This window comes from Ancylobacter sp. Lp-2 (assembly GCF_020523795.1).
Classification (GTDB): domain Bacteria; phylum Pseudomonadota; class Alphaproteobacteria; order Rhizobiales; family Xanthobacteraceae; genus Ancylobacter.
In genome coordinates, this window is sequence record NZ_JAJALI010000003.1 from 399,629 (window position 1) to 425,523 (window position 25,895).

The 25,895-nt window shown below is 68.3% G+C and carries 25 protein-coding genes and 1 riboswitch; of the genes, 14 read left to right on the forward strand and 11 right to left on the reverse strand.

The features are described from left to right. Positions 1-6: 6 nt before the first annotated feature. From LGR54_RS10200 to LGR54_RS10215, 4 genes are all read left to right on the forward strand, one after another. Entirely contained in the window at positions 7-255 is a 249-nt protein-coding gene (locus LGR54_RS10200) for a hypothetical protein (RefSeq protein WP_230361850.1), read from the forward strand. A 714-nt stretch (positions 256-969) separates the two neighbouring features. Continuing rightward, the gene (locus LGR54_RS10205; RefSeq protein ID WP_230361851.1) at positions 970-1,206 is read left to right on the forward strand and encodes a BrnA antitoxin family protein; all 237 of its coding nucleotides are present in this window, start codon (positions 970-972) and stop codon (positions 1,204-1,206) included. A gap of 63 nt (positions 1,207-1,269) precedes the next feature. Then, a complete protein-coding gene (locus tag LGR54_RS10210; protein WP_230361852.1) occupies positions 1,270-1,572 on the forward strand; it encodes a DUF6481 family protein in 303 nt (100 codons plus the stop codon). 192 nt (positions 1,573-1,764) lie between these two features. Then, the gene (locus LGR54_RS10215; protein WP_230361853.1) at positions 1,765-2,052 is read left to right on the forward strand and encodes a hypothetical protein; all 288 of its coding nucleotides are present in this window, start codon (positions 1,765-1,767) and stop codon (positions 2,050-2,052) included. A 164-nt stretch (positions 2,053-2,216) separates the two neighbouring features. Here LGR54_RS10215 and LGR54_RS10220 read toward each other — a convergent pair whose 3' ends face one another. Continuing rightward, positions 2,217-3,050: a universal stress protein gene (locus LGR54_RS10220; protein WP_230361854.1), complete on the reverse strand. Its 834-nt coding sequence runs from the start codon at positions 3,048-3,050 to the stop codon at positions 2,217-2,219. Between the two features lie 224 nt (positions 3,051-3,274). On the opposite strand from LGR54_RS10220, the gene LGR54_RS10225 reads away from it, so the two are divergent. From LGR54_RS10225 to clcA, 5 genes are all read left to right on the forward strand, one after another. After that, on the forward strand, positions 3,275-4,033 hold the full coding sequence (locus LGR54_RS10225; RefSeq protein ID WP_230361855.1) for an ABC transporter permease: 759 nt from the start codon (positions 3,275-3,277) through the stop codon (positions 4,031-4,033). Between the two features lie 77 nt (positions 4,034-4,110). Beyond that, entirely contained in the window at positions 4,111-5,013 is a 903-nt protein-coding gene (locus tag LGR54_RS10230; RefSeq protein WP_230361856.1) for a sensor domain-containing diguanylate cyclase, read from the forward strand. Then, positions 5,010-6,200: a winged helix-turn-helix domain-containing protein gene (locus tag LGR54_RS10235; protein ID WP_230361857.1), complete on the forward strand. Its 1,191-nt coding sequence runs from the start codon at positions 5,010-5,012 to the stop codon at positions 6,198-6,200. Before LGR54_RS10230 ends, LGR54_RS10235 begins: the two co-directional genes overlap by 4 nt. A gap of 63 nt (positions 6,201-6,263) precedes the next feature. Next, positions 6,264-6,381, forward strand: a riboswitch (TPP riboswitch). An 85-nt stretch (positions 6,382-6,466) separates the two neighbouring features. Further along, positions 6,467-7,408: an ABC transporter substrate-binding protein gene (locus tag LGR54_RS10240; RefSeq protein ID WP_230361858.1), complete on the forward strand. Its 942-nt coding sequence runs from the start codon at positions 6,467-6,469 to the stop codon at positions 7,406-7,408. Positions 7,409-7,584: 176 nt separating this feature from the next. Beyond that, positions 7,585-9,009 (forward strand): H(+)/Cl(-) exchange transporter ClcA, encoded by a 1,425-nt coding sequence (gene clcA, locus LGR54_RS10245; RefSeq protein WP_230361859.1) that lies wholly within the window; start codon positions 7,585-7,587, stop codon positions 9,007-9,009. A 19-nt stretch (positions 9,010-9,028) separates the two neighbouring features. Here the strand turns inward: clcA and LGR54_RS10250 are convergent, their stop codons facing one another. The 5 genes from LGR54_RS10250 to phnC form a co-directional block, all read right to left on the reverse strand. Next, positions 9,029-10,777, reverse strand: coding sequence for an ABC transporter ATP-binding protein/permease (locus LGR54_RS10250; RefSeq protein ID WP_230361860.1), 1,749 nt, complete (start codon positions 10,775-10,777; stop codon positions 9,029-9,031). Between the two features lie 313 nt (positions 10,778-11,090). Then, positions 11,091-11,297: a hypothetical protein gene (locus LGR54_RS10255; RefSeq protein WP_230361861.1), complete on the reverse strand. Its 207-nt coding sequence runs from the start codon at positions 11,295-11,297 to the stop codon at positions 11,091-11,093. A gap of 254 nt (positions 11,298-11,551) precedes the next feature. Continuing rightward, a complete protein-coding gene (gene phnE, locus LGR54_RS10260) occupies positions 11,552-12,373 on the reverse strand; it encodes a phosphonate ABC transporter, permease protein PhnE (protein ID WP_230361862.1) in 822 nt (273 codons plus the stop codon). A 96-nt stretch (positions 12,374-12,469) separates the two neighbouring features. After that, positions 12,470-13,471, reverse strand: coding sequence for a phosphonate ABC transporter substrate-binding protein (phnD, locus tag LGR54_RS10265; RefSeq protein WP_230361863.1), 1,002 nt, complete (start codon positions 13,469-13,471; stop codon positions 12,470-12,472). Between the two features lie 14 nt (positions 13,472-13,485). Continuing rightward, on the reverse strand, positions 13,486-14,322 hold the full coding sequence (gene phnC, locus LGR54_RS10270) for a phosphonate ABC transporter ATP-binding protein (RefSeq protein WP_230361864.1): 837 nt from the start codon (positions 14,320-14,322) through the stop codon (positions 13,486-13,488). A 136-nt stretch (positions 14,323-14,458) separates the two neighbouring features. Between phnC and LGR54_RS10275 the strand changes: the two genes are divergently transcribed. After that, positions 14,459-14,923 carry a DUF6790 family protein gene (locus LGR54_RS10275; RefSeq protein WP_230361865.1) on the forward strand — a complete coding sequence of 155 codons (465 nt, stop codon included), beginning with the start codon at positions 14,459-14,461 and terminating at the stop codon, positions 14,921-14,923. A gap of 5 nt (positions 14,924-14,928) precedes the next feature. On the opposite strand, the gene LGR54_RS10280 is transcribed toward LGR54_RS10275, so the two are convergent. Together LGR54_RS10280 and LGR54_RS10285 are read right to left on the reverse strand one after the other, a co-directional pair. Further along, positions 14,929-16,008: a hypothetical protein gene (locus tag LGR54_RS10280; RefSeq protein ID WP_230361866.1), complete on the reverse strand. Its 1,080-nt coding sequence runs from the start codon at positions 16,006-16,008 to the stop codon at positions 14,929-14,931. A gap of 10 nt (positions 16,009-16,018) precedes the next feature. Then, positions 16,019-17,680, reverse strand: coding sequence for an electron transfer flavoprotein-ubiquinone oxidoreductase (locus LGR54_RS10285; protein WP_230361867.1), 1,662 nt, complete (start codon positions 17,678-17,680; stop codon positions 16,019-16,021). 89 nt (positions 17,681-17,769) lie between these two features. Here LGR54_RS10285 and LGR54_RS10290 point away from each other — a divergent pair, with 89 nt between their 5' ends. The 3 genes from LGR54_RS10290 (at position 17,770) to cydB (ending at position 21,476) form a co-directional block, all read left to right on the forward strand. Beyond that, positions 17,770-18,654, forward strand: a complete 885-nt coding sequence (locus tag LGR54_RS10290) for a uracil-DNA glycosylase family protein (protein WP_230361868.1) — start codon at positions 17,770-17,772, stop codon at positions 18,652-18,654. A gap of 384 nt (positions 18,655-19,038) precedes the next feature. Further along, on the forward strand, positions 19,039-20,451 hold the full coding sequence (locus LGR54_RS10295) for a cytochrome ubiquinol oxidase subunit I (protein ID WP_230361869.1): 1,413 nt from the start codon (positions 19,039-19,041) through the stop codon (positions 20,449-20,451). Between the two features lie 5 nt (positions 20,452-20,456). After that, positions 20,457-21,476: a cytochrome d ubiquinol oxidase subunit II gene (gene cydB, locus LGR54_RS10300; RefSeq protein WP_230361870.1), complete on the forward strand. Its 1,020-nt coding sequence runs from the start codon at positions 20,457-20,459 to the stop codon at positions 21,474-21,476. Between the two features lie 22 nt (positions 21,477-21,498). On the opposite strand, the gene LGR54_RS10305 is transcribed toward cydB, so the two are convergent. Beyond that, the gene (locus LGR54_RS10305) at positions 21,499-22,149 is read right to left on the reverse strand and encodes a ribonuclease HII (protein ID WP_370638178.1); all 651 of its coding nucleotides are present in this window, start codon (positions 22,147-22,149) and stop codon (positions 21,499-21,501) included. Positions 22,150-22,333: 184 nt separating this feature from the next. Here LGR54_RS10305 and LGR54_RS10310 point away from each other — a divergent pair, with 184 nt between their 5' ends. Next, positions 22,334-22,957: a MarC family protein gene (locus tag LGR54_RS10310; protein ID WP_214011315.1), complete on the forward strand. Its 624-nt coding sequence runs from the start codon at positions 22,334-22,336 to the stop codon at positions 22,955-22,957. Between the two features lie 25 nt (positions 22,958-22,982). On the opposite strand, the gene LGR54_RS10315 is transcribed toward LGR54_RS10310, so the two are convergent. Together LGR54_RS10315 and groL are read right to left on the reverse strand one after the other, a co-directional pair. Further along, positions 22,983-23,864 (reverse strand): dienelactone hydrolase family protein, encoded by an 882-nt coding sequence (locus tag LGR54_RS10315; protein WP_230361871.1) that lies wholly within the window; start codon positions 23,862-23,864, stop codon positions 22,983-22,985. A gap of 390 nt (positions 23,865-24,254) precedes the next feature. Then, on the reverse strand, positions 24,255-25,892 hold the full coding sequence (gene groL / locus LGR54_RS10320; protein ID WP_230361872.1) for a chaperonin GroEL: 1,638 nt from the start codon (positions 25,890-25,892) through the stop codon (positions 24,255-24,257). Between the last annotated feature and the right edge of the window lie 3 nt (positions 25,893-25,895).

Below are 25,895 nucleotides of genomic sequence, written 5' to 3' on the forward strand. Positions count from 1 at the left end.
GGTACGATGAAGTCGCTCATTACTCTCGCCGTTCTGATTGCCTTTGCCGGCCCTGCCCTCGCCGATAGCTGCGTCGCCACCGCCGATTCCAGGAAGCTCGCGGGGGCCGCGCGCACGAGCTTCCTCGGGAAATGCGAGCGCGATGCTCAGACCGCCTGCGACACTCAGGCGGCCACCAAGAATCTGGCTGGCGCGGCCAAGACGAGCTTCACCAGCAAATGCGTCAAGGACAGCGTCGGCGCACCTCCGGGCTGACGCTGCACGAGCAACCTGGCTAACGCATCTTACGCAGATCCGACGGCGTCCGACTCCAGACGCGCTTCGTCAGGGCGTTGATGTCGCTATGGACGCAAGCCCCGGCACCAGAGGGCTGCAGCGGCGCCCCTGGCTGCGCGAAAAACGGGGCTGCCGACACCGCCCCTCCACTTACCGTTACCTCTTCTTCATTCTCCAGCAACCTTGCGGCATGCTCGGCAGGTATAGTTTCCGGCCGCTCGCCGAAAGGCGGCTGCGGACATTCGTGTCTGTGGAGATGGAGCGCATCGTGGGGAGACGGTGCGCTCCATCTTGCCCTCCCCACCATCGCTCCCGAATTCCGCACCGCGCCGCGTCCGGCACCCAGCCGGCAAGCCGCCGACGCCGCACCGTGGCGCAGGACATGCGCCGGCAAGCGTACCCTGTTCGAGTCAGAACCGGATTTGGCGAGGTGAAGAAGCCGCCCCGCTGGCGCGCCCTGACCGACCGGTTCCCGCCGGCCGGACCCGATGGCTCCTTCCACAGGCGCGTGCCGTTGCCGGAGGGAGTAGGCGTCCACGTTACAAGGCTTGCAGGATCGTCCACCGCCCCAGCGTCCTGCACGGCGACCGAGTGCCGGCAAGCGCCGGCCTTGCGCTTTGGGACTAACGCATCGGTGCGCGAATTGGCTAGCATGTCCGTCGCCCGGTTTTCGGGTCCTATGGGAATCTGCCTATGAAAAGCCCCCCTCGCCGCGGCGGCTCGGCGCGCGATGCCGCTGAAGCCGCATTCAAGAGCGCCACGACCAAGCCGGCGCCCGAACTGCCGACAATCAAAACTCCTTCGCTTCCCAACGCGAAAGAACTGGTCACCATTCGCCTCGACCGCGATGTGCTCGATCATTTCCAGGAGGAAGGCCCGGGCTGGCAGGAGCGCATCAACGCCGCCCTGCGGAAAGCCGCCGGGCTTTAGCCGCCCCTTCTCCCAGGCATCGTGCCTCTTGATACGCGCGCGCTCGGCGAGTACAGGGCGCTGATGAAAATCAGTGACACCTTCGAAGACCGCCGTCGTACGGCCGACGCCGCGAAAGCCCGCCTCCTGGAGAGGCTGAAGCAGATGCCCAAGGCGGACGACCCGGCCGTGGTCGCACGCGCGGAAGCACGCAAGGCGGAAAAGGAGGCGCGCCTCCTCGCCAAAGCCGCTCGCAAGGAAGCCGCTGCGGCGGAAGCTGCGGCCAGCCACGCCGCCGCCGCGGAGCGCAACGCGGCTGAAGCCGCCGCCGCCAAGGCCAAGCGAGACGCGCGTTACGCGGCCAGGAAAGCCCGTACCGGCCAGTGAAGCAACGGCATCAACACCGGCCCGACAGGGCCGCGTGTGCCCACCCGGCCGCATCGTGCCCGCCCCTTTCTCGGTGGGGAGCACCTCGACATGCGTGCCCACAGGGAAGACCGCGCACGCGCTATTGATTACCTTGCGTGACAGCCGCGGCGATAATCGCGACGTGATCCGGTAATTTAGTGAGGCGAAGCGATGCGTACCTTTCTCCTGTCCCTGCCGTTCGTTCTCCTAGCGTCATCGGCCTTCGCTCAGTCGATGCCGAACTCGCTGAACATGACCTGTACCGCCACCAGCAACCTCGTCCGCCAGCATGGCGCGGTGGTCATCGGCACCGGCCCCAACATTTTCGACCGCTACGTCGCCAACCAGCGCTACTGCAACGTCCAGCAGGTCACCACCCCCGTCTGGCTGCAGACCTCGGACAACCCGCAGTGCTTCATCGGCTATCGCTGCCGCGAGCGCATCATCCACACGCGCTGAACCGCGAGGGGCGGTGACGGACCAGAAAGCCGGCGGGGCGGCGCGCGGTCTCCCCCGGCATGGCGTGTGGCGTGCCCCGCGGGTGAGGGAGCGCCCGGTCGTCGCGCATGAAAAAGGCGGCGCAAGCGCCGCCTTTTTCACCTTCATGCGGCGATAGCGACCGCTCAGTGCGCGAGCAGCAGCGGAACCGTCATGCGCTCCAGCATGTCGCGGGTGACGCCGCCCAGCACGAATTCGCGCAGCCGCGAATGGCCGTAGCCGCCCATCACCACCAGGTCGATCTCGCGCTCGGCGATCTCCTTCAGGAGCACGTCGACGATGCCCTCGTCGCTCGCCGGCACCAGCCGGCGCAGCTCGACATTCTTGTCGTGACGCGCCAGATGCTCGGCGAGATCGGCGCCCGGCAGGCGGCCCGGCTTGGACTTGCCGGTGTCGACCACCACCACCTCGACGAAATCCGCCTTCTCGACCAGCGGCCGCGCCTCGGACACCGCGCGGGCGGAAGCCCGGCCGCCGTCCCACGCCACCAGGATGCGGCGGGCGGCGAAGGGCTTCGACTGCTTGGTCGGCACCAGCAGCACCGAGCGCCCGGATTCGAACAGCACCGCCTCGGCGATCACTTCCTCGGGACCCATCCGGTCCGGGTCGGACTGGCCGACGATGGTGACGTCGAACAGCCGTGCCATCGAGCCGATCTGCTCGGCGGCGCCGCCCGGCGTGCCGTCGATGTTGCGCACCTCGGCGGTTATGCCGACCGCGCGCGCCGCCTCCCCGAAGCGATCCACCGCCAGCTTGGCGAGGCGCTGGCCTTCGGCGCGCTGCGCCTCGAGGAAATCGGTGGAGAAGGCTTCGGTGTAGACCGGCGGAATGTCGATGTCGTAGCTCACCGCCACCGCCGTGAGATGCGCGCCGAGCGCCGCCGCCGCGGATACCGCGTAATCCCCGGTGGTATCCACCCCCTCGCCGACGCTGAGGCTGACGAGAATGTCCTTGATCATGCCTTCCTCCACTTACATGACTTGATCGTTGTTACCTCCCACAAGGTGGCCCCGCCTTGACCGGCGTCAAGCCCATTCGGCGCGTCCGGGCATTTTGACCGCGACGGCTCTCGCTCCGGGGGAACCAGACGCGCTATGAGGGCGGGCCGACGCCTTCGCGCGCCCGGCGGGCCCGGCCTTGTGCCGGCCTCGCCGAGAGCGCGCCCTCGAATGGAGAACCCCGCATGGCCGGCCTCGCGCGCGCCTGCCTGATCGCCGCCCTGCTGCTGGGTCTCTGGGAGATCGCGGTGCGGCTCGCCGGCGTGCCGGCCTATATCCTGCCGGCGCCCTCGCGCATCGGCCTCGCACTGTGGTTCAATCGCGGCGTGCTGTTCGACAATGCGCTGATCACGCTGGGCGAGATGCTGCTCGGCCTCGCCTGCGGCGCCGCGCTGGGCATCGCCTGCGCGCTGGCCATGGCGACCTCGCCGGCGGTGCGGCGCGCCATGCGGCCGGTGCTGCTGGTGGCGCAGGCGCTGCCGGTGTTCGCCATCGCGCCGCTGCTGGTCATCTGGTTCGGCTTCGGCCTCGCCTCGAAGATCGTGATGGCCAGCCTGATCATCTTCTTCCCGGTCGCCTCGGCGTTTCACGACGGGCTGGCGCGCGCCGACCGGGGGCTGGTCGATCTCGGCCGCCTGTACGGCGCCGGCGACCTCGCGCTGCTGCGCTTCATCCGCGTGCCCGCCGCGCTGCCGGCGCTCGCCTCCGGCCTGCGCGTCGCCACCGCCGTCGCCCCGATCGGCGCGGTGGTCGGCGAATGGGTCGGCGCCTCGGCCGGGCTCGGCTATCTCATGATCTATTCCAACGCCCGCATGCAGACCGACATGGTGTTCGCGGCGCTCGCCATCCTCATGGCGGTGGCACTGATCCTGTTCGCGCTGGTCGACCGCGCCCTCGCCCGGCTGGTGCCCTGGGCGCCGGAGACCGCCTCGGCGCGCGAGTAGCGGCTAGATCGACGCAGGCAGTGGACGGGTGGGAGCGAATGGGCGAGGCTGCCTTTCCGTCGGTCCTGTGAGGATCCATGATTCCCCGCCAAGTCGTCTACGAAGCGCTGGTGGACGTGTTCGAACTCTCGCCCGTCGCCATCTGCATTTCGACGGCCGAATACGTCTCCCGCTACATCATGGCCAATCCGGCCTATCTCAATCTCATCGGCCGCAGCTGGGAGGAGATCGCCGACCAGCCAATGTATCTGGACACCGTCCGCAATCTCGACGACCCGAACCGGCTGCGGCGCCTGCACGAATTGGAGACCTCCGGCCTGTACCAGCTGGAGGAGGTAGACCTGCGGCATTCCTCCGGCCGCATCATCCCCACGCTGATCTCGACGCAGCGCCGCACCATCAACGGCCAGGCGCTCGACATCGAGATCATCATCGACAACTCCGAGCGCAAGGCGTTCGAGCGCGGCATCCTGGAAGCAGCCTATACCGACGTGGTGACCGGGCTGCCCAACCGCGCCGCCTTCGACCACCGGCTGCGCAACCTGCTCGCGCAGTGGCACGTCGACCAGGGCGTTGCCCTCGCCTATATCGATCTGAACGGCTTCAAGTCGGTCAATGACCGCCACGGCCATCTGGTGGGCGACCGGGTGCTGCGGCATGTGGCGGAACGCCTGCGCGGCTTCGTCGACCCGCAGCGTTTCGCGGCGCGGATCGGTGGCGACGAGTTCGTGCTGCTCTCCACCTTCCCGCGCGATCACGCGCCGACCGCCGACGATCTGCACGCCTTCGCCGAGACCATCTGCACGTCGATGCCGATCGACGATCGCCAGCTCGCTATCGGCGCCGCCATCGGGGTCGCCATGTGCATGACCGCCATCGACGCCGATGCACTGCTGCGCCAGGCCGACACGCTGATGTATGCCGCCAAGGCGACCGGGCGGACCATCGCCGTCGATCTGGGATGGATCGACGGCGCATGAGCCTCAATCTGTCCAACCACGACGCGCGGCGCATCTTCCTCGCCAAGCAGGGCCTGTCCCGTCCGCCCGGACGCGCGCTCGGCAAGGCCGGGCTGCTGGAACTCGTCAACGAGCTTGGATTCGTGCAGGTGGACAGCATCGCCACGGTGGAGCGGGCGCATCACCACATCCTGTTCGCCCGCGCCCAGACCTATCGCCGCGAGCACCTCACCGCCCTGGCGGAACGCGACGGCGAGCTGTTCGAGCACTGGACGCACGACGCCGCCATCATCCCCTCGGCGTTCTACGGCTACTGGAAGCACCGCTTCGCCCATGCGCGGGAGAACCTCGCCGAGCGCTGGCGAAGCTGGCACGAGAACGGCTTCGAGCAGTCGGTCGACCATGTGCTGGCGCGCATCACCACCGAGGGGCCGCTGATGGCCCGGCATTTCGAGGCGGAGGAGCGCACGCCCGGCGGCTGGTGGAACTGGCACCCGGCCAAGACGGCGCTGGAATATCTCTGGCGCACCGGCCGCCTCGCCATTGCCGGCCGCGACGGCTTCCAGAAGGTCTACGACTTGTCGGAGCGCGTCATCCCCGCCCGCCACTATGGCAGCGAGGTGACGCGCGAGGATTTCATCGAGTGGGCCTGCGCCTCGGCGCTGGAACGGCTCGGCTTCGCCACCCATGGCGAGATCGCCGCCTTCTGGGACCTTGTCTCGCCGGAGGAGGCCCGCGCCTGGGTGGCGGGCAATCGCGAGCGGCTGGAAGAGGTCAGCCTCGTCACGGCCGATGGTGGAAGGCCGCGCGCGTCCTTCGCCTTCGCCGGCAGCGGCCCGCTATTCGAGGCGCTGCCAGAACCGCCGGCACGGCTCAGGGTGCTCAGCCCGTTCGACCCGCTGCTGCGCGACCGCAACCGCGCCGAGCGGCTGTTCGGCTTCTCGTACCGCATCGAGGTGTTCGTGCCGGCGGAAAAGCGCGTCTACGGCTATTACGTCTTCCCGCTGATGGAAGGCGACCGGATGGTCGGCCGCATCGACATGAAGGCCGACCGCAAGGCCGGCACCCTCGACGTCAGGAAGCTCTGGCTGGAGCCGGGCGTGCGCGCCTCCGCCGGCCGGCTGGAGCGGCTCGACGGCGAACTCGCCCGCATGGCCCGCTTCGCCGGGGTCGAGAGCGTGCGCTATCTCGACGGCTGGCGGACCTAGCGGACCCCCGCAGAACCGCGCCGGCTAACCGATTGCCGTGGCATACCAGCTCTGCTAGGCTCCGTTCCATCCGAGGGGTGTCCCGCCGGCCCGTTGGGTCGAAGGGGCTGAGATGGCGTCCGCCAGACCCTTAGAACCTGATCCGGGTCATGCCGGCGAAGGGACGGAACCACGGCGAGGTCATCTCCGTCATCGGCGGAGGAATCCTGCGTCGGATTTCCCCCGAAAGCTCATGCGCCGGATCTCCGAAACGGGAGGAGATCCATATGTTCATCAAGACCATCGCTAGCGCCGGCCTCGCCCTGGCGCTTTCGTTCGCCCCAGCCGCGGCGGCCGACAAGCTCACCGTGCTGCTCGACTGGTACGTGAACCCCGACCATGCACCGCTGATCATCGCCAAGGAGAAGGGGTTCTTCGAGGCCCATGGCCTCGATGTCGAGCTGGTCGCGCCGGCCGATCCCTCCGCCCCGCCGCGCCTCGTCGCCGCCGGCCAGGCGGAAGTCGCGGTCAGCTACCAGCCGAACCTCTATCTGTCGGTAAAGGAAGGCCTGCCGCTGGTGCGCTTCGGCACGCTGGTCTCCACCCCGCTGACCGCGCTGGTGGCGCTGAAGGACGGCCCCGTGAAGTCGCTCGCCGATCTCAAGGGCAAGACGGTCGGCTTCTCGGTGGCCGGCTTCGAGGACGCGCTGCTCGGCACCATGCTCGCCGATGCCGGGCTGAAGCCCTCCGACGTCACCATGGTGAACGTCAACTTCGCGCTCTCGCCGGCGCTGGTCTCCGGCAAGGTCGACGCGGTGATCGGCGCCTATCGCAATTTCGAGCTCACCCAGATCAAGCTCGAAGGCAAGGAGGGCGTCGCCTTCTTCCCCGAGGAGCACGGCGTGCCGGTGTTCGACGAGTTGATCTACGTCACCCGCAAGGATCTCGTCGCCGATCCGCGCCTCAAGCGCTTCCTCGCCGCGGTGGAGGACGCCACCATCTATGTCCTCAACCACCCGGACGAAGCGTGGGGCGTGTTCGTGAAGGCCAACCCGAAGCTCGACGACGAGCTCAACCGCACCGCCTGGACCGACACGCTGCGCCGCTTCGCCCATGCCCCGGCGGCGCTCGATGCCAACCGCTATGCCCGCTTCGGTAATTTCATGAAGGAACACGGGCTGATCGACACCGTCGAGCCGGTCGCCACCTACGCGCCCGTCCTGCCCTGAGGCGGGAGGCCGCGCACTCCCTCCTGCCGCGCGCGCAAGAACAGCGCGCGGCAGCGTCGGTCCGCGCCGCAAGTGCCTTGCCGAACCCGTAAAACCGCCGATTTGGTTCTTTCGGCCGCTGCCCCGCGATGCTACCCGTGCCGGGGGACCGACAGCGCGGGCGCAGGGGAGACGAGATGGGCAATGGCGGTTATCACGCGGTAGCGATCGCCGTCGGCGTGGCGGTCGGCCTCGCCGGCGTCGCCTTCCATCTCGGCGTCGAGGAACTCACCGCCGCCTGGCCCGCGCTGCTGCGCGACACGCTCGACCTGTCCGGCACGGCGCTCTACGTCGCCGCCGCCCTCGTCGCCGCCGCCATGGCGGTGGCCTCGCTGTTCCTGGTGCGCCGCTTCGCGCCGGAGGCCGGCGGCTCCGGCGTGCCGGAGATCGAGGGCGCGATGGAGGGCCTGCGCCAGGTGCGCTGGAAGCGCGTGCTACCGGTGAAGTTCGTCGCCGGCCTGCTGTCGCTGTCCTCCGGCATGGTGCTCGGCCGCGAGGGCCCGACCATCCACATCGGCGCCTCCATCGCCAAGGCGGCGGCCGATGTGACGAAGATGTCTTCCGAGGACATGCGCGGCCTACTCGCGGCCGGCGGCGCCGCCGGCCTCGCGGCCGCCTTCAACGCGCCGCTCGCCGCGGTGCTGTTCGTCATCGAGGAGACGCGGCGGCAGTTTCCCTACAGCGCCCGCACCTATGTCGGGGTCATCCTCGCCTCGCTCGCCAGCGCCATCGTCACCGCGCAGCTGACCGGCAACGTGCCCTATATGCTGCTGCCGGCCTCGGCGCTGCCGCATGGCGTACTGCCGGCCTTCCTGGCGCTCGGCCTGCTGCTGGGCGCGATCGGCGTCGGCTTCAACCGCACGCTGGTCTGGGCACTGGACCATGTGCGGAGCCTGGGGCTGGCCAGCTCGTTCTACCTGTTCCCACTGATCATCGGCCTGATCGTCGGGCCGCTGATGTTCCTGCTGCCGGAGGCGACGCAGGGCGGCGAGGTGCTGGCCGTGCAGCTGGCGACGGAGAACCGCCCGCTCATGGTGCTGGCGGCCATCGTGCTCATCCGCTTCGTCATGACCATGGCGAGCTATTCCACCGGCGTCGCCGGCGGCATCTTCGCGCCGATCCTGGCGCTGGCCACCACCATCGGCCTCACCTTCGGCACCGGGCTGGAGACGTTGGTGGCTCTGCCCGAGAACACCCATGTCGCGCTCGCCATCGCGGCCATGGGCGGGCTGTTCGCCGCGACCATCGGCGCGCCGCTGGTCGGCATGGTGCTGGTGATGGAGCTCACCGGCGCCTATGGCATCCTGGTGCCGGTCATGCTCACCACCATCGTCTCCAACATGGTGGCGCAGCGGCTCGGCGGCCGGCCGATCTACGAGATCCTGCTGGAGCGCACGCTGGCCATCGAGGCCGAGGGCCAGCCGGCCCCGCGGCGGCGGTTCCGGCTGCGCCGGCCGCGCAGCGACCTCACTGGCATGGCCGCCGCCCCTCTGCCCGCCGCCAATCTCCCGGCGCCCGGGATGACGATCGCGGACGCGCCGGCCGCCAAGCCCGAGAACTGAGCGGGAAGGCGGAGCCGCCTCAGCCCGCCGCCACCAAGCGTCCCACGTCCTCAAGCCGGGCCGGACCGTCGGCAGTCGGCTCGAGTTCGAGATGGTGGCCATGCAGCGCGTGCAGGCTAGAACGGTGGCCGATGGACAGGATCGCCACCCCCGGCAACCACTGGCGCAGCACATGATAGAGCGCCGCCTCGCCCGCCTCGTCGAGCGCCGAGGTCGCCTCGTCGAGCAGCAGCACGTCCGGCTTGATCAAGAGCGCGCGGGCGACGGCGAGCCGCTGCTGTTCGCCGCCCGACATAACCGAGGGCCACAGCGCCCGCTCGTCGAGCCGGCTGGCAAAGGCTGAGAGCCCGACCGCTTCCAGCACCTCGCGCAACGCGGTGTCGTCGTGCTCGGCGAGCGGATCGGGATAGGCGAGCGCACCGCGCAGCGTCCCGACCGGCAGATAGGGCCGCTGCGGCAGCACCAGCAGCCGCGCCTCCGGCGCCACCGCCACCGTGCCCGAGCCATAGGGCCAGATGCCGGCGATGGCGCGCAGCAGCGTCGACTTGCCGGTACCGGAAGGCCCGGTCAGCAGCACGCTCTCGCCACGGCCGATGGCGACGCCGCCGGCGGTCAGCAGCGCCCGCCCGTCCGGGAGGCGCACCTCCATGTCGTCGAGGGCGAGCATGGCGCCGCCGGTGGCCGGCCGGCGCAGATAGGCGTCGGCGGCGGCTTCAGTGCGGGCCTGGGCGATGTGATCCTCGAAGCCGATCAGACGGTCGACCACCGCCTTCCACTCGGCCAGCGTCGAATAAGCGTTGATGAAGAAGGAGAACGAGCCCTGCACCTGCCCGAAGGCGGAGGCGGTCTGCATCAGCTGGCCGAGCTGGATCGCGCCGGAGAAATAGGCCGGCGCCACCACGATGAAGGGGAAGACGTTCGACAGCTGGCCATAGCCGGCGGTGAACCAGGTCAGCCGCTTCTGGGCGATCATCAGGCCCCAGTAATTGTGCACGACATGCGAGAAGCGCTCCAGCAGGCGGGCCCGCTCCACCTTCTCGCCCTCCATCAGCGCGATCTGCTCGCCATTCTCGCGCACGCGCACCAGGTCGACGCGGTAGTCGGCCTCGAAACGCTGCTGGTTGTAGTTCAGCAGCACCAGCACCCGGCCGATGAGGTGGGTGAGCCAGGTGCCGACCGCCGCATAGGCGAAGGCCGCCCAGACCAGATAGCCGGGAATGTCGATCTCATAGCCGAACAGCGGCAGATGGAAGTCGCCGGACAGGCCCCACAGGATCACCGCGAAGGACACCAGCGTCATCACCGCATTGAGGATGCCGATGAACAGGCTGATCGTGGTGCCGATATAGGAACGGATGTCCTCGGCGATACGCTGGTCGGGGTTGTCGGCGGTGTCGCCCTTGAGCCGCAGCCGGTAATGCGTCTGGTGGTCGAGCCAGGCCGAGAGATACTTCTCGGTCATCCAGGTGCGCCAGCGGATCTCCAGCCATTGCCGGAGGTAGATCTGGTAGACGGCGATGACGATCAGCACCGCGGCATAGAGGCCGAACAGCCAGAACTGGTGGACGAAGGCGGGATAGTCCTTCTCCTGGATCGCGTTGTAGAACGCGTTGTTCCACTGGTTGAGCAGCACGGTGCCGTAAACCCAGCCGACCTCCAGCGCCACCACGGCGGCGAGCAGGATGCCGCCCCGCCATTTGTCCTCGCCGCGAAAATAGGGGGTCGACAGCCGCCAGACGTCGGAGAGGAGGCTCAAAATCGCACGCACGGTATGTCTCCGGCCGGTGGGAACGGGCAACGCCACCGGCGCCGCACGAAACAAGATATGCCGCAGCGATTGCCGCAAGTCATGCGGCAAGACTAGCGGAAGCAATCCCGGCGGGAGGATGGCGGAGACATTAAAGTTTGTTCAGGCCGCCTGACGCTGGGGCACGAACACAACCCGGCGTCGGCGCGAATACGACGTGTGAATACGGCGCGCGCCGACAGGGCGCACATACGACAAGGGCGGCGCCCTTCCGGGTGCCGCCCTGATGGTCGTTACCGCTCCTGCGGAACGCCGCGCGTCACTGCGTGGCTGGTCACTGCGCCGGCTTGGCGGCTTTCGGGGCCTTCGAGGCGGGAGCCTGAGCCGGCTGCGCCGTGCCCTGCGGGGACTTCGTGACCTGATGGAACGTATCCCACCACGCCTTGCGCTCTTCCTTGCTGCGGCCGGAAGCGGAGGCGGCGGTGATGCCGGCCATACCGATGCTGGCGATCAGGGCGGTGACGACGAAAACGCGATTCATTTGGGGTCTTCTCCTAGTTGCGACATGTCGCACGAGCGACATTGGCGTGCTTTCGGAGAAGGATTTATGTCGCTTACGATCAGATCGTAAGGGAACTTCACGCATGTCTGATCAGGCGAAAATGCAGGGAACCGAACGGTCTTCCGTCACATGACCTACCGGCCCTGAAAGCCGCTGCGTCAGGCGCCGGCGCCGGTTTTGCCGCCGGTTTCGGGCGGAGACACCGGCGGCGCTCCTCAGATGAACCGCGTTCTTCAGATGAACCGCTTGCGGATATTCTGGCTGATCACGTCGAGCAGCGAGACGGTGACGATCACGATGATCAGGATCGCCGCGGCCTGCGAGTAGAGGAAGCCGCGCATGGTCTCGTTGAATACCATGCCGATGCCGCCGCCGCCGACGATGCCGAGCACGGTCGCCGAGCGCACATTGGATTCGAAGCGGTAGAGCGTATAGGAGATCCACAGCGGCAGCACCTGCGGCAGCACGCCATAGATCACTTCCTGCAGCCAGCTGCCGCCGGTGCCGCGAATGCCCTCAACCGGCGCCGGGTCGATCGCCTCGACCGCCTCGGAGAACAGCTTGGCGACCACGCCGGTGGTGTGGACGAACAGCGCCAGCACGCCGGCGAACGGGCCGAGGCCGACGGCGGCGATGAAGATCAGCGCGAAGACCAGCTCGTTGATGGCGCGGCAGGCGTCCATCACCCGGCGCACCGGGAAGGCGACCCAGCGCGGCACCACATTGTCGGCGCACAAAATGCCGAAGGGAATGCCGACGATCACCGCCAGCAGGGTGCCCCACACCGCGATGGCGAGCGTCTCGACCATCGAGTTGAAATAGACGTCCCAGTCGGTGAAGTCCGGGCGGAGGAACTCCGAGCCCAGCGTCGCCATGTTGCCGGCGTCGGCAACCAGCTGCGCCGGGTTCATTTCCGCCTCGTACCAGCAGAACACCAGCACCACCACCGCGACGGCGGCGATGGCGAGGCGGGTCAGCCTTGTGGCGAGCGGCGTCACCGGCGGGGCCGGCAGCGCGGCAAGGGCGGAGCGATGGGCGGTATCGGCGGCGAGCATGGGGCGTCCCTCTCAATCGAACGCCGTCCCCGGCGGACCGGAGACGGCGGCGAAGCCTGCATGGAAGCCGGGCGGGGCCCGGCCTCCGGCAACACATCACATGGCGGGCAGCTTCTTCTGCTGCGCGTCGAGCTCGGCGAGCTGGGCGTCGATCTTCTTTACCTCGGCGGCCTTCTCATCAGCCGACAGCTTGTCGTTGTTCTGGGCCTTCACCTTGGCCTTGAACAGCTCGAGCTGGCGGATCGGGATCAGCTGCGCGTCGGAGGAGGCGAGGAACGGACCCCAGCCGTCGGAGGTCTTGGCCAGCACCGCGCGGGCGTGCTCGATCTCTTCCGGGGTGCCGTTGCGGCCATAGGTCATGAAGAAGGTGTAGATCTTGGCCTTCAGATCGGCCGGCAGGTCCTTGCGCCACACGATCGGGTCGCCGGCGATCATCGGCGAGCGCCACACTTCCTTGATCTTCGCAGCTTCCGCCGGGCGGGTCTGCTGAAGGCGGGTCATGTTCTCGGTGTTGTTGGTGGCGAAGTCGACCTGCTTGTTGGCGACCGCGAGCAGGTTGCCCTCATGGTTGCCGGTCACGACGCGCTTGTAGCACTTCTGCGGCTCGACATTGTTCAGCGCGAACACGTAGTAGCCCGGCACCAGGAAGCCCGAGGTGGAGTTCGGGTCGCCATTGCCGAAATTGTAGCCCTTGGAACAGTCGAGGATGTCCTTCAGGTTGTTGATGTCGCTGCGGTCGGCATTGGTGACGATCAGCGAGTAGTAACCCGAGGAACCGTCCGGCTTGGCGGTCTTCACGAAGACTTCGCCATTGGCGCGATCCACCGCTTCCATGGCCGACTTGTTGCCGTACCACGCCACGTCGACCTTCTTGAAGCGCATGCCCTCGATGACGCCGGCATAGTCACCGACGAAGAACGGCTTCACCGGCACGCCGATCGCCTTCTCCATGTCCTTCAGGAGCGGCTCGAAGCTCTTGGCGAGGTTGGCGGAGGACTCGGTGGAGATGAAGCCGAAGTTCAGCTCCTTGACTTCCTGCGCCGCCAGCGGGGCGGTGAGGCCGGCCAGCACGAGGCCGGCGGCGAGAATGCGCTTCATGGTGTTCGCTCCTGTCAGGATACGGGTTCTGAAGAGACGGGCGCGAGCGGTTCGGCAGCGGGTACCGCGAACTGGCTCGGCAGGATCAGTTCCTCGGCGCTGGCGCCGTAGAGCTCGGTGAGGAAGGCCGCGGTGATGCGCGAGGCCGGGCCGTCGAACACGACGCGGCCGGCATTCATGGCGACCACCCGGTCGAAATAGGCGGTGGCGTAGTCGACCTGGTGCAGCGAGACGACCAGCGCGATGCCGTGGTCGCGGCTCATGGTCACCAGCGTGTCCATCACACGCTTGGCGGATTTCGGGTCCAGCGAGGCGATCGGCTCGTCGGCGAGCACCAGCTTGGCGCCCTGCACCAGCGCGCGGGCGATGGCGACGCGCTGCTGCTGGCCGCCGGAGAGTTGGCGCGCCTTCTTGGCGGCGTGCTGGGCGATGCCGACCTCGGCCAGCGCGGCGAGCGCGGTGCGCTTCTCGTCGGCGTTGAACAGGCCGAGCGTGCCGCGCAGCCCGCTGATGCGGCCGAGCACGCCGACCAGCACGTTGCTCATCACCGTCATCCGGCCGACCAGCGCGAATTGCTGGAAGACGAGGCCGATCTGCCGGCGGGCGCGCCGCACCTCGGAGGAAAGCTTGCCCTTGTCCTGCACGCCGACGCCGAAGGAGCGCACCGCGCCGCTGGTCGCGTCGGCCAAGGCGAGGCCGGAGGCGATACGGATCAGGGTCGACTTGCCGGAGCCGGAGGCGCCGATCAGCGCCACCCGCTCGCCCGGCTCGATGCGCAGCGAGACATTGTCGACGGCGCGCATCGCGCCCCACGTCTTGCTTACACGGTCGAGTTCCAGCGCTGCCGCCATCGATTGTCCTCGTCGGCCATCAGGGTCGAGGAGGGCGTATCGGCGGCGGGTGACGCCGGCATGAATATGCAGTTACAGTTCCGTGACACTCCGTCACGATCTTCCGCAACGTCACTCCACTCGCCGGGCCTCACCGATGATCTATTACGCCACGCTTCTGCTCACGATGGTCATCCTGCCCGTCGTCTCCATCGCCTCGGAGCTCGCCGGCAACGGCACGCTGATCGGCTTCTTCGCCATCGCGTCGAAATGGTTCGTGTTCTGGGCGGTCGGCGTACGCCTGCTGCTGGCGGGCATCGCCCAGCTGGTGAAGCCCGGTTTCACCGCCAGCTCCATCCTCGGCGTCGACGATGTGCGCGCGCATGTGCTGGTGCAGGAGCTCGGCTGCGCCAATCTCGCCATGGGCGCGGCGGGGCTCTTATCGCTGCTGATCACCAGCTGGGTGTTCCCGGTCGCCTTCATCGGCGGCGCCTTCCTCGGCCTCGCCGGGCTCAATCACATGCGCCGGCCGGAGCGGAACTTCCGCGAGAACATGGCGATGGCCAGCGACCTCGTCGCCGCCTTCATCCTGTTCGCCGCCTTCATCATCGCGCAGTTCTAGACGCCCTAGCGGCGGCGGAACCCGACATAGCCGCCATCGGCGTCGTAGAGCACGTCATAGCCGTTGAGCAGGTGGAAGCTGGTGTTGACGAACACCCGCTCGGGCGACACGCGCAGATGGATCGCCTCCGGCGCCAGCGGCGAGCCGCCGCCCACCGTGAAGCGGTAGAGTTCGAAGCCGTCCTGTGCCGTGCCGGCGCGGATCGCCACCTCGGTTCCCGCCGGCAGCGTTCCCTCGGCGCCCGCCGCCTGCGCCGGCGGCACCGTCATGAACATCGCCGACACGCCGGTATCGACCAGCACCGTGCCGCAGGCCGCTGGCGTCGCGCCGTTGAGCGCGATGCAGGCCGGCGTCGCCTTCCAGTCCGATCCGTCGTCCTGGCGGTCGAGCTTGAGCGCGCGGAAATCGCCGTGCGTATTGCCGCCGGTCAGCCCGACATGCACGCCCTCCGGCGAGAGAATGTAGCCGCGCCGGCGGGGTCCACCCTTTTCGACGCCCTCCCCGCCGGTCACCCGCAGCAGCGGGTTCTTGTCCGGCGTGCTCTGGCTCTGCCGGTCGGCCTCGCGGGCGAAGCCCACCCCGACCATGGCGATATGCTCGGGCATCTGCCGGGGCGTGCAGTCGCGGGCATAGTCGAGGCAGCGCAGCTCGGTCACCGCCAGCACCGGCATCGGCTCGGTGGTGACGGAGGCCCCCTCCTTGCCGGACAGCGTCACCGGCACCACCACCCATTGGCCGATCATCAGACGACCAGAGGAGGTGTAGGTCAGTTGCCCCGCTCCCTGGCTCGGCAGCTGGTTGAAGCCGGGAATATAGGCCGCGGCCACCACGATGCCGGTGGAGCCGGAATCGAGATCGGCCGACAGCCGCCGCTCGCTGCCGGGGAAGGACAGCCCGATGCGCGGCACCCGGTCGATCTGGCCGCCCGGCTCGGCGTCGAGATAGCGCAGGAACAAGCCTTCGCGGAATGGCGCGTAGTCCGGCAGCCCGGCGGCCCAAGCCGCCGACATCGCGGCCGGCATCGCCATCGAGATCGCCACCGTCGCGGCCAGCACCCGCAGCGCGCCCGTCACGCTTCCGCGCATGCCGTCGTCCTCACATATTGGGATAGTTCGGCCCGCCGCCGCCTTCCGGCGTCACCCAGGTGATGTTGCGGTTGGGATCCTTGATGTCGCAGGTCTTGCAGTGCACGCAGTTCTGCGCGTTGATCACGAAGACCTCCTCGCCGTCCTTCTCCACCCACTCATACACGCCCGCCGGGCAGTAGCGGTTGGACGGGCCGGCATAGACGTCGTGCTCGGAGGCTTTCTGCAGCGCCATGTCGCGCACCTTGAGATGAACCGGCTGGTCCTCCTCATGGTTGGTGTTGGACAGGAACACCGAGGACAGCCGATCGAACGACACCACGCCGTCCGGCTTGGGATAGGCGATCTTCTTCGAATCCTTTGCCGGCTTCAGCGTGTCCGAGTCCGGCTTGCCGTGGCCGAGCGTGCCGAAGGGCGACCACTTCAAGAGCGTGTTCGCCCACATGTCGAGCCCGCCCAGCCCGATGCCGATGAAGGTGCCGAACTTCGACCACAGCGGCTTGACGTTGCGCACCTTCCACAGATCGGCGCCGATCTCACCGGCGCGCCAGCCGGTCTCGTAGCCCTCCAGCACGTCCTGCGCCCGGCCGGCGGCGAGCGCGGCGGCGGCCTCCTCGGCGGCGAGGATGCCGGAGAGCACGGCATTATGGCTGCCCTTGATGCGCGGCACGTTGACGAAGCCGGCGGCGCAGCCGATCAGTGCCCCGCCGGGAAACACGGTGCGCGGCACCGACTGGTAGCCGCCCTCGGTGATCGCCCGCGCGCCATAGGAGAGCCGCTTGCCGCCCTCCAGCTGCGCGCGGATCAGCGGGTGGGTCTTGAAGCGCTGGAATTCCTCGAACGGCGACAGATACGGGTTCGTGTAGTTCAGGTGGACGACGAAGCCGACCACCGCCTGCCCGTCCTCCAGATGGTAGAGGAAGGAGCCGCCGCCGGTGGTGCCGTCGAGCGGCCAGCCGAACGAGTGCTGCACCAGCCCCGGCTTGTGCTTGGCCGGATCGAGCTGCCACAGCTCCTTCAGCCCGAGGCCGAATTTCGGCGGCTCGCGGCCCTCGTCCAGCTTGTACCGGGCGATGAGCTCTTTGGAGAGCGAGCCGCGCGCGCCCTCGGCGAACAGCGTGTACTTGCCGCGCAGCTCCATGCCGCGCGCGAAGTTCGGACCGGGCTCGCCGTCGCGACCGATGCCCATGTCGCCGGTGGCGATGCCGGTGACGGCACCATTCTCGTCGAACAGCAGTTCGGCGGCGGCGAAGCCGGGATAGATCTCGACGCCCAGCGCCTCGGCCTTGCCGGCCAGCCACCGGCAGACATTGCCGAGCGAGCCGACATAATTGCCGTGATTGTTCATCAAGGGCGGCATCAGCCCGTTGGGCAGCCGCAGCGAGCCGGCGGGGCCGAGCAGGTAGAAGCGGTCCTCGGTAACTTCAGTCTTCAGCGGCGCGTCGGCTTCCTCGCGCCAGTCCGGGAACAGCCGGTCGAGGCCGATGGGGTCGATCACCGCGCCGGACAGGATATGCGCACCGATCTCCGAGCCCTTCTCGACGACGACGACGGACAGGTTCTCGTCGAGCTGCTTCAGCCGGATCGCCGCGGCGAGGCCCGCCGGCCCGCCGCCGACCACCACCACGTCGTAATCCATGCCCTCGCGTTCGGGCAGCTCGGCGGCATTCATGTCACTCTCCGGCACGCAATCTGTTGTCTGGACTTCTTCCATGCTTGCGCCGGCCTGACAATCGTCGCCGCGACGCGATAGAATGGGATATGGACCTTTCCCACGATCCGCGCGACGTCGATCCGCGCGCCGCGCTTGCCGATCTCATGGCCTTCTACGCTGAAGCCGGGGTCGATGCCGGCATCGGCGATGCCCCGGTCGACCGATTCGCCGAGAGCGCCGCCGAACGCAGCACCGCACGCACCGCCAGCCGGCCGGCTGCCGCTACTTCTTCCGCCGAGCCCGGCGCGCCAGCCGCGAGGCGGGAGCCCGCGCGCGCTCCTGCCCCGCCGCCGCTCGCCGCCGCCCCTCCCCCGCCGGATCGGGCCGCCGCCGATGCCCGCGAAGCCGCCGCCTCCGCGCCCGACCTCGACGCGCTGCGCGATCTGCTGGAGCGCTTCGACGGTTGCCCGCTGAAGCTCACCGCCACCCGCCTCGTCTTCGCCGACGGCAATCCGCAGGCGCGGCTGATGCTGGTCGGCGAGGCGCCCGGCCGCGACGAGGACATCGAGGGCAAGCCCTTCGTCGGCCGCTCCGGCAAGCTGCTCGACCGCATGCTCGCCGCCATCGGCATCGACCGCACGCAGGCCTACATCGCCAATGTCGTGCCGTGGCGCCCGCCGGGCAACCGCACGCCGACGCCGCAGGAGACCGCCATCTGCCTGCCGTTCATCCGCCGGCAGATCGAGCTCGCCAACCCCGACGTGCTGGTCTGCCTCGGCGGCCCCTCGGCGCAGACGCTGCTCGGCATCAAGGATGGCATCACCAAGGCGCGTGGCCGCTGGATGGAATACGACACCGGCACGCGGCGCATACAGGCACTCGCCACCTTCCACCCGGCCTATCTGCTGCGCACGCCGCTCGGCAAGCGCATGGTCTGGCGCGACCTTTTGGCCGTCGAGCGCAAGCTCGCCGAGCCGCCGGTCGCCGACTGACGCGGCCTCCGGCGCCCCTGCCGGCTCCCTCGCCAATTCGCGCGCCCATCGCGCGGGCGCGACAGATGAGGCAGGACGCGACGCCCTCCTCGCGGGGACGTGGGACAAGGGCCTTCGGACCAGCACATGTCCCTGCCCTCTCCGATGCACGGCGCCGGTCGATCCTCCCGGCGAGAGCATCTCCGCCCGCCGTCGCGGACGATCGCAAGAAAAACGAGGCCTGCGCGACGCGCCGGATCCCGGGCGCTTCGCCGCCGCTCGACCCTCTGATCCATGTCATCGCCGCGTCGGCGTCACGGACTTAAGACCAGTTCCATTCTGCACGGCAACCGCGTAGTGTTTCCCTAGCGGCGCACCACCGCCGCATCGGACAGGGGCATGCCGATGGAATTCGATCCCGTTCTGCTGGCTCGCATTCAATTCGCCTTCACCGTCTCCTTCCACATCATCTTTCCCAGCTTCACCATCGGCCTCGCGGCCTATATCGCCACGCTGGAAGTGTTGTGGATCACCACGGGCCGCGAGCACTTCCACCGCATCGCCCGCTTCTTCACCAAGATCTTCGCCGTCTCCTTCGGCATGGGCGTGGTGTCGGGGATAGTGCTGTCCTACCAGTTCGGCACGAACTGGAGCCATTTCTCCCACGTCGTCGGCAACGTTGTCGGGCCGATGATCGGCTACGAGGTGCTGACCGCCTTCTTCCTGGAGGCCACCTTCCTCGGCATCATGCTGTTCGGCTGGAACCGGGTGCCGAAGGGGCTGCACGTCTTCGCCTCCATCGCGGTGGCGGTGGGCACCAGCCTCTCGGCCTTCTGGATCCTGGCGGCCAATAGCTGGATGCAGACCCCGGCCGGCCACGAGGTCATCGACGGCATCGCCTATCCGGTCGACTGGCTCGCCGCCATCTTCAATCCGAGCTTCCCCTACCGCTTCATGCACATGGTGACGGCCTGCTACCTCACCACCGCGCTGGTGGTGCTGGCGATCGGCGCCCGCTACGTCTATGCGGGGAAATACCCGCAGGACGGGCGCACCATGATGCGCATGGCCATCGGGCTCATCGCCATCCTCGCGCCGATCCAGGCCTATATCGGCGACGCGCACGGCCTCAACACGCTGCAGCACCAGCCGGCCAAGATCGCCGCGGTCGAGGCGAACTGGGGCGGCCACCCGCCGGGAGCCGGCGTGCCGCTGGTGCTGTTCGCCATTCCCAACGAGAAGACCGAGAGCAACGACTACGAGATCGCCATCCCGCATCTCGGCAGCCTCATCCTCACCCATAGCTGGACCGACGGCTTCGCCAGCCTGAAGGATTTCCCGCCGCAGGACCGGCCGCCGCTGCTGGTGCCGTTCTTCGCCTTCCGCATCATGGTGGGGCTCGGCGTGCTGATGATCGCGCTCGGCTGGGTCGGCGCCTTCCTGCTGTGGCGCCGCCGGCTGTTCGAGACCGACTGGTATCTCTGGCCCACCCAGTTCGTCTGGCCGGTCGGCTTCATCACCGTGCTGTCCGGCTGGTTCGTCACCGAGGTCGGGCGCCAGCCCTGGGTCGCCACCGGCATCTTGCGCACCGCCGACGCCATCTCGCCGGTCGAGGGCTGGGCGGTGTTCGTCACCCTCGTGCTGTTCGTCATCGTCTACGGCATCGTGTTCTCCGGCGGCATCTACTACATCAACCGGCTGATCGTGCGCGGCCCCACCGGCGCCTCCATCGAGCCGCCGGACGACGGCCTGCCGAGCCAGCCGCTCTCCGGCGCCCGCCAGGCGGCGCGCGCCGCCATCCAGCAACCCGGGGAGTGAGCGTCATGATCAGCCTCGGCATGGACTACTATCTGCCCGTCATCTGGGCGCTGCTGCTGGCGGTCGCGATCGCCCTGTATGTGATCCTCGACGGCTTCGATCTCGGCATCGGCATCCTGTTCCCCTTTGCCCGCAGCGAGGTGGAGAAGGACCAGATGATGAACTCGGTCGCCCCGTTCTGGGACGGCAACGAGACCTGGCTGATCCTCGGCGGCGGCGGGCTACTCGTCGCCTTCCCGCTCGCCTATTCGATCCTGATGCCGGCGCTCTACCTGCCGGTGATCTTCATGCTGCTGGCGCTGGTGTTTCGCGGCGTGGCCTTCGAGTTCCGCCACGTCGCCGACACCAGCCGCTTCCTGTGGAACGTCGCCTTCGCCGGCGGCTCGACGCTCGCCGCCTTCTTCCAGGGCGTGCTGCTCGGCGGCTTCGTGCAGGGCATGAAGGTGGAGAACAACGCCTTCGCCGGTGGCCCGCTCGACTGGGCGACGCCCTTCGCGCTCCTCTGCGGCCTCGGCGTCACCGCCGGCTACGCGCTGATCGGCGCGGTGTGGCTGATCCTCAAGACCGACGGCGCCGCCCAGGCCCGCGCCCGTCACCATGCCCGCTGGTTGCTGCCGCTGGTGCTGGTGTTCATGGGGATCGTCAGCCTGTGGACGCCGATCGCCTTCCCGCGCATCGCCGACCGCTGGTTCTCGCTGCCGAACCTCTATTACCTCGCGCCGATCCCGCTGGTGACGCTGCTGCTGGCCGGCCTCGTCTGGCGTTGGCTGGAGCGCGGCCACGAGCACCTGCCGTTCCTCGGGGTGATCGGGCTGTTCCTGCTCGGCTATCTCGGCATCGGCGTGTCGATCTTCCCGCATCTGGTGCCGCCGGTGCTCACCGTGTGGCAGACCGCGGCGGCGCCCGCGAGCCAGGTGTTCATGCTCATCGGCACGGTGTTCATGCTGCCGCTGATCCTCGGCTATGTCGGCTTCGTCTACTGGACCTTCCGCGGCAAGGTGCGCGCCGGCGAGGGCTACCACTAGCCCGGAACAGGCCGGCCGCCTGCTACTCGGCGGCTTCGGGCTCCCGCGCCAGCCGCAGGCGGATCGGCGCGAAGGAGGCGCGGTGGTGCCGGCACACGCCGAGCCGCTCCAGCGCCGCGCCGTGCTCGGCGGTGCCGTAGCCCATGTGCCGCTCGAAGCCGTAGCCGGGATGCACCCGGCCCAATTCGCCCATCAGCCGGTCGCGCGTCACCTTGGCAACGATGGAAGCGGCGGCGATCGAGGCGATGAGCCCGTCGCCGCCGATGATCGCCCGCGCGGCGCAGCCGACCGGTGGTAGGTCGTTGCCGTCCACCAGCAGCAGGCGCGGCGCGCGCGGCAGACCGGCGGCGGCACGCGCGAGCGCCCACAGCGTCGCCTGGCGGATATTGGTGGCGTCGATGCGCGCCGGCGGGGCAAAGGCGACCGACACCTCTGCCGTCTCGCAGATGATCTCGTACAGCGCCTCGCGCTTGGCCGCCGTCAGCTTCTTGGAATCGTTGAGCCCGGCCGGCACCCGCTCGGGATCGAGGATCACCGCCGCCGCCACCACCGGCCCGGCCCACGGGCCGCGCCCCACCTCGTCGGCACCGGCCACCGGTACGTCGCCCGCCATCCAGGCGGCGGTCTCATGGGAGAAATCGGGACCGGAACGGGCAAGCGGGCGCGGCGGCATTTTTGAGGGCGACTCCCTGTCGACGGATTGTGCGCCGACCATGCGTCTCTATGCTGCCGGACGCAACGCCCGCAGCGCGCCCTCGTGTCGCCACAGGCGCAGCATGTGGATGGCGAGCCGGATCGCGAGGCAGCTCGGCCCGATGGGGGACGAGGCCTCGCGATGGCCTCGTGCGGGCAAAGCGATGAACTGGTCGGAACGCCTACAGGAATTCGTCACCTTCTGGGTCGTCATCGACCCGATCGGCACCCTGCCGGTCTTCCTGGCGGTCACCGCCGGGCTGGAGCCGGCGGCGCGGAAGAAGGCGGCGATACTGGCGGTGATCATCGCCTTCTTCGTGCTGGTGTTCTTCGCGCTGGCCGGCCACTGGCTGCTCGACGCCATGGACGTCTCTATCGCGTCGTTCCAGATCGCCGGCGGCATCGTGCTGTTCCTGTTCGCGCTCAGCATGATCCATGGCGGCCACGCCCAGAACGCGCATCCCGAGATCGACACTAACCCGATGGACCTCGCGGTCTATCCGCTGGCCATCCCCTCCATCGCCGGGCCGGGGGCGATGCTGGCGGCGGTGGTGCTGTCGGACGATGCGCGCCACGACTTCGCCGACCGCATGTTCACCCTCGGGACCATGAGCCTGGTGCTCATGGTCTCGCTGGTCCTGCTGCTCTGCGCCGGCTTCCTGTCACGGCTGATCGGGCGCGGCGGCGGCTCCATCATCTCGCGGGTGATGGGCATGATCCTCGCCGCGATGGCGATCGACCTCATCCTCAGCGCCGCCGCCGGCTGGCTGCATTTGCCGCCGATCTGAACGCCGGCCCCCCGCCTCGCGCCGGTCAGGTCTCCACCGGCGGCGGCGCGCCGAGATGCTTGGCGAGGAAGGCGCCGGTGCGGCTCCAGGCCAGCGCGGCCGCCTGCGGGTCGTAGCGCGTCGGGCCGGTATCGTTGTTGAAGGCGTGGTTGGCACCTTCATAGACATAGATCGTGTAGTCCTTGCCCGCCTTCTTGAGCGCCTCCTCATAGGCGGGGATGCCCTCGTTGATGCGGGTGTCCAGCCCGCCATATTGCAGCAGCAGCGCCGCCTTGATGTCCGGCACCTTGTCGAGCGGCGGCTGCGCGCCGTAATAGGCGACGCCGGCCTTTAGCTGCGGGCTGGCCTCGGCGAGCAGGTTGACCATGCCGCCGCCCCAGCAGAAGCCGACCGCCCCCACCGATCCGGTCGAGGCCTCATGGCGGGCGAGGAAGGCCACCGCGTCGACGGCGCGCGCCAGCGTGGCCGGACGGTCGAGCGCGGCGATCATGTCGCGCGCCTTGTCCTCGTCGGCCGGCGTGCCGCCGTCGACCGAGAGCAGGTCGATGCCGAAGGCGAGATAGCCCTCCAGCGCCAGGCGGCGGGTGATGTCCTTGATATGCGGGTTGAGGCCGCGATTCTCGTGGATCACCAGCACCGCCGGCCGCTTGGCGTCGATGCGCTTGGCGCGGACGAGATAGCCGCTGACATTCTTGCCGCCGGAGAGGAAGCTCGCGGTGGTGATGTCGAGCCGCGCATCGTCCTCCGCCACCACGGCGGCGCTGGCATAGTCGTTGGACAGCAGCGGCAGCATGGCGCTCGCCGCCGCGACCGATCCCGCCAGTGTGATCAGTCCGTCCATGAATGCCCGCCGGCCGAGCTGGCCGTGGGTGAAACGGTCGTAGAGATCGATGATGCGCTGGTCCATTGGCGTCCCTCCCGAGGAGGCGGCAGGGTGGACCGGATCACGATCTCGCGCACATCAGAAATCGGCGAGCGGGCGCCGCGCCAAAAAGAAAGGGCGCCGCTCGCGCCGCGCCCTTCCCTGTCCCATCGGCTGAACCGCCGCGGAAGTCCATTCCGCCACCGAAGTCGGGCGAGCCCGACTTCGGTACACAGAACCGCGTGAGCGATTGGACTTCGACCGGAAATCCATGCCGCCATCCCAAGCCGGGCTTGCCCGGCTTGGGCACGTAAACCGCGTGGGCGATTTGGACTTCGATCAGAAGTCCATGCCGCCCATGCCGCCGCCCGCTGAAGTCGGCTGTTGCCGACTTCCGTTTCGCGCGAACGAGCCGGGCGGCCGGGATGGACGTCCTCAGAAGTCCATGCCGCCCATGCCGCCGCCCGGCATGGCCGGAGCGGCCGCGGCCGGCTTCGGCAGCTCGGCGACCATGGCTTCGGTGGTGATCAGCAGGCCGGCCACGGAGGCGGCGTCCTGCAGCGCGGTGCGCACGACCTTGGCGGGGTCGACGATGCCGGCCTCGATCATGTCGACGAACTCTTCGGTCTGGGCGTTGAAGCCGAAGTTCTGGTCCTTCGATTCCTGCACCTTGCCGACGACGATGGAGCCTTCCACGCCGGAATTCTCGGCGATCTGGCGGATCGGCGCCTCGAGGGCCTTCAGGACGATCTTGATGCCAGCCTGGATGTCGGCATTGTCCGAAGACAGCTTCTCGATGGCCTTCTTGGCGCGCAGCAGCGCGATGCCGCCGCCGGGTACGATGCCTTCCTGCACCGCCGCGCGGGTGGCGTTCAGCGCGTCGTCGATGCGGTCCTTCTTTTCCTTGACCTCGATCTCGGTGGCGCCGCCGACGCGGATCACCGCGACGCCGCCCGCAAGCTTGGCCAGGCGCTCCTGCAGCTTCTCACGGTCGTAGTCCGAGGAGGTCTCCTCGATCTGCACCTTGATCTGCGCAACGCGACCCTCGATGTCCTTCTTCTTGCCGGCGCCGTCGACGACGGTGGTCTTTTCCTTCTCGATGATCACCTTCTTGGCGCGGCCGAGCATGGCGAGCGAGACGCTCTCAAGCTTGATGCCGAGCTCTTCGGAGATCACCTGGCCGGCGGTGAGGATCGCGATGTCCTCGAGCATGGCCTTGCGACGGTCGCCGAAGCCCGGCGCCTTCACCGCCGCGACCTTCAGGCCGCCACGCAGCTTGTTGACGACGAGGGTCGCAAGGGCTTCGCCCTCGACGTCCTCGGCGATGATGACCAGCGGCTTGCTCGACTGCACCACGGCTTCGAGAACCGGCAGGATCGCCTGGAGACCCGAGAGCTTCTTGTCGAAGATCAGGATGTAGGGATCGTCGAGGTCGACGATCATCTTCTCGGCGTTGGTCACGAAGTACGGCGAGAGGTAGCCGCGGTCGAACTGCATGCCCTCGACCACTTCGAGCTCGGTCTCGGCGGTCTTGGCTTCCTCGACGGTGATGACACCCTCATTGCCGACCTTCTGCATCGCGCCGGCGATCATCTGGCCGATCGAGGCATCGCCATTGGCGGAGATGGTGCCGACCTGCGCGACTTCGTCGGAGGACTTCACCTTCTTGGCGCGCTTGACGATGTCCTTGATCGCCTCGGCGGCGGCGAGGTCGATGCCGCGCTTCAGGTCCATCGGGTTCATGCCGGCGGCCACCGACTTGGCGCCCTCGCGGACGATCGCCTGGGCCAGCACGGTAGCGGTGGTGGTGCCGTCACCGGCGAGGTCGTTGGTCTTCGAGGCCACTTCGCGCACCATCTGGGCGCCCATGTTCTCGAACTTGTCCTCGAGCTCGATCTCCTTGGCGACGGTGACGCCGTCCTTGGTGATGCGCGGGGCGCCGAAGCTCTTGTCGATCACGACGTTACGGCCCTTAGGGCCGAGGGTCACCTTCACCGCATTGGCGAGGATGTCGACGCCGCGCAGCATCTTCTCGCGCGCGTCGCTGGAAAATTTAACTTCTTTGGCAGCCATGGG

Excerpts from the sequence above, each read along its gene's own strand:
- LGR54_RS10200 (WP_230361850.1), top strand. The coding sequence starts at position 7 with ATGAAGTCGCTCATTACTCTCGCCGTTCTGATTGCCTTTGCCGGCCCT.
- LGR54_RS10205 (WP_230361851.1), top strand. The coding sequence starts at position 970 with ATGAAAAGCCCCCCTCGCCGCGGCGGCTCGGCGCGCGATGCCGCTGAA.
- LGR54_RS10210 (WP_230361852.1), top strand. The coding sequence starts at position 1,270 with ATGAAAATCAGTGACACCTTCGAAGACCGCCGTCGTACGGCCGACGCC.
- LGR54_RS10215 (WP_230361853.1), top strand. The coding sequence starts at position 1,765 with ATGCGTACCTTTCTCCTGTCCCTGCCGTTCGTTCTCCTAGCGTCATCG.
- LGR54_RS10220 (WP_230361854.1), bottom strand. The coding sequence starts at position 3,050 with ATGATCAAGGACATTCTCGTCAGCCTCAGCGTCGGCGAGGGGGTGGAT.
- LGR54_RS10225 (WP_230361855.1), top strand. The coding sequence starts at position 3,275 with ATGGCCGGCCTCGCGCGCGCCTGCCTGATCGCCGCCCTGCTGCTGGGT.
- LGR54_RS10230 (WP_230361856.1), top strand. The coding sequence starts at position 4,111 with ATGATTCCCCGCCAAGTCGTCTACGAAGCGCTGGTGGACGTGTTCGAA.
- LGR54_RS10235 (WP_230361857.1), top strand. The coding sequence starts at position 5,010 with ATGAGCCTCAATCTGTCCAACCACGACGCGCGGCGCATCTTCCTCGCC.
- LGR54_RS10240 (WP_230361858.1), top strand. The coding sequence starts at position 6,467 with ATGTTCATCAAGACCATCGCTAGCGCCGGCCTCGCCCTGGCGCTTTCG.
- clcA (WP_230361859.1), top strand. The coding sequence starts at position 7,585 with ATGGGCAATGGCGGTTATCACGCGGTAGCGATCGCCGTCGGCGTGGCG.
- LGR54_RS10255 (WP_230361861.1), bottom strand. The coding sequence starts at position 11,297 with ATGAATCGCGTTTTCGTCGTCACCGCCCTGATCGCCAGCATCGGTATG.
- phnE (WP_230361862.1), bottom strand. The coding sequence starts at position 12,373 with ATGCTCGCCGCCGATACCGCCCATCGCTCCGCCCTTGCCGCGCTGCCG.
- phnD (WP_230361863.1), bottom strand. The coding sequence starts at position 13,471 with ATGAAGCGCATTCTCGCCGCCGGCCTCGTGCTGGCCGGCCTCACCGCC.
- phnC (WP_230361864.1), bottom strand. The coding sequence starts at position 14,322 with ATGGCGGCAGCGCTGGAACTCGACCGTGTAAGCAAGACGTGGGGCGCG.
- LGR54_RS10275 (WP_230361865.1), top strand. The coding sequence starts at position 14,459 with ATGATCTATTACGCCACGCTTCTGCTCACGATGGTCATCCTGCCCGTC.
- LGR54_RS10280 (WP_230361866.1), bottom strand. The coding sequence starts at position 16,008 with ATGCGCGGAAGCGTGACGGGCGCGCTGCGGGTGCTGGCCGCGACGGTG.
- LGR54_RS10285 (WP_230361867.1), bottom strand. The coding sequence starts at position 17,680 with ATGAATGCCGCCGAGCTGCCCGAACGCGAGGGCATGGATTACGACGTG.
- LGR54_RS10290 (WP_230361868.1), top strand. The coding sequence starts at position 17,770 with ATGGACCTTTCCCACGATCCGCGCGACGTCGATCCGCGCGCCGCGCTT.
- LGR54_RS10295 (WP_230361869.1), top strand. The coding sequence starts at position 19,039 with ATGGAATTCGATCCCGTTCTGCTGGCTCGCATTCAATTCGCCTTCACC.
- cydB (WP_230361870.1), top strand. The coding sequence starts at position 20,457 with ATGATCAGCCTCGGCATGGACTACTATCTGCCCGTCATCTGGGCGCTG.
- LGR54_RS10305 (WP_370638178.1), bottom strand. The coding sequence starts at position 22,149 with ATGCCGCCGCGCCCGCTTGCCCGTTCCGGTCCCGATTTCTCCCATGAG.
- LGR54_RS10310 (WP_214011315.1), top strand. The coding sequence starts at position 22,334 with ATGAACTGGTCGGAACGCCTACAGGAATTCGTCACCTTCTGGGTCGTC.
- LGR54_RS10315 (WP_230361871.1), bottom strand. The coding sequence starts at position 23,864 with ATGGACCAGCGCATCATCGATCTCTACGACCGTTTCACCCACGGCCAG.
- groL (WP_230361872.1), bottom strand. The coding sequence starts at position 25,892 with ATGGCTGCCAAAGAAGTTAAATTTTCCAGCGACGCGCGCGAGAAGATG.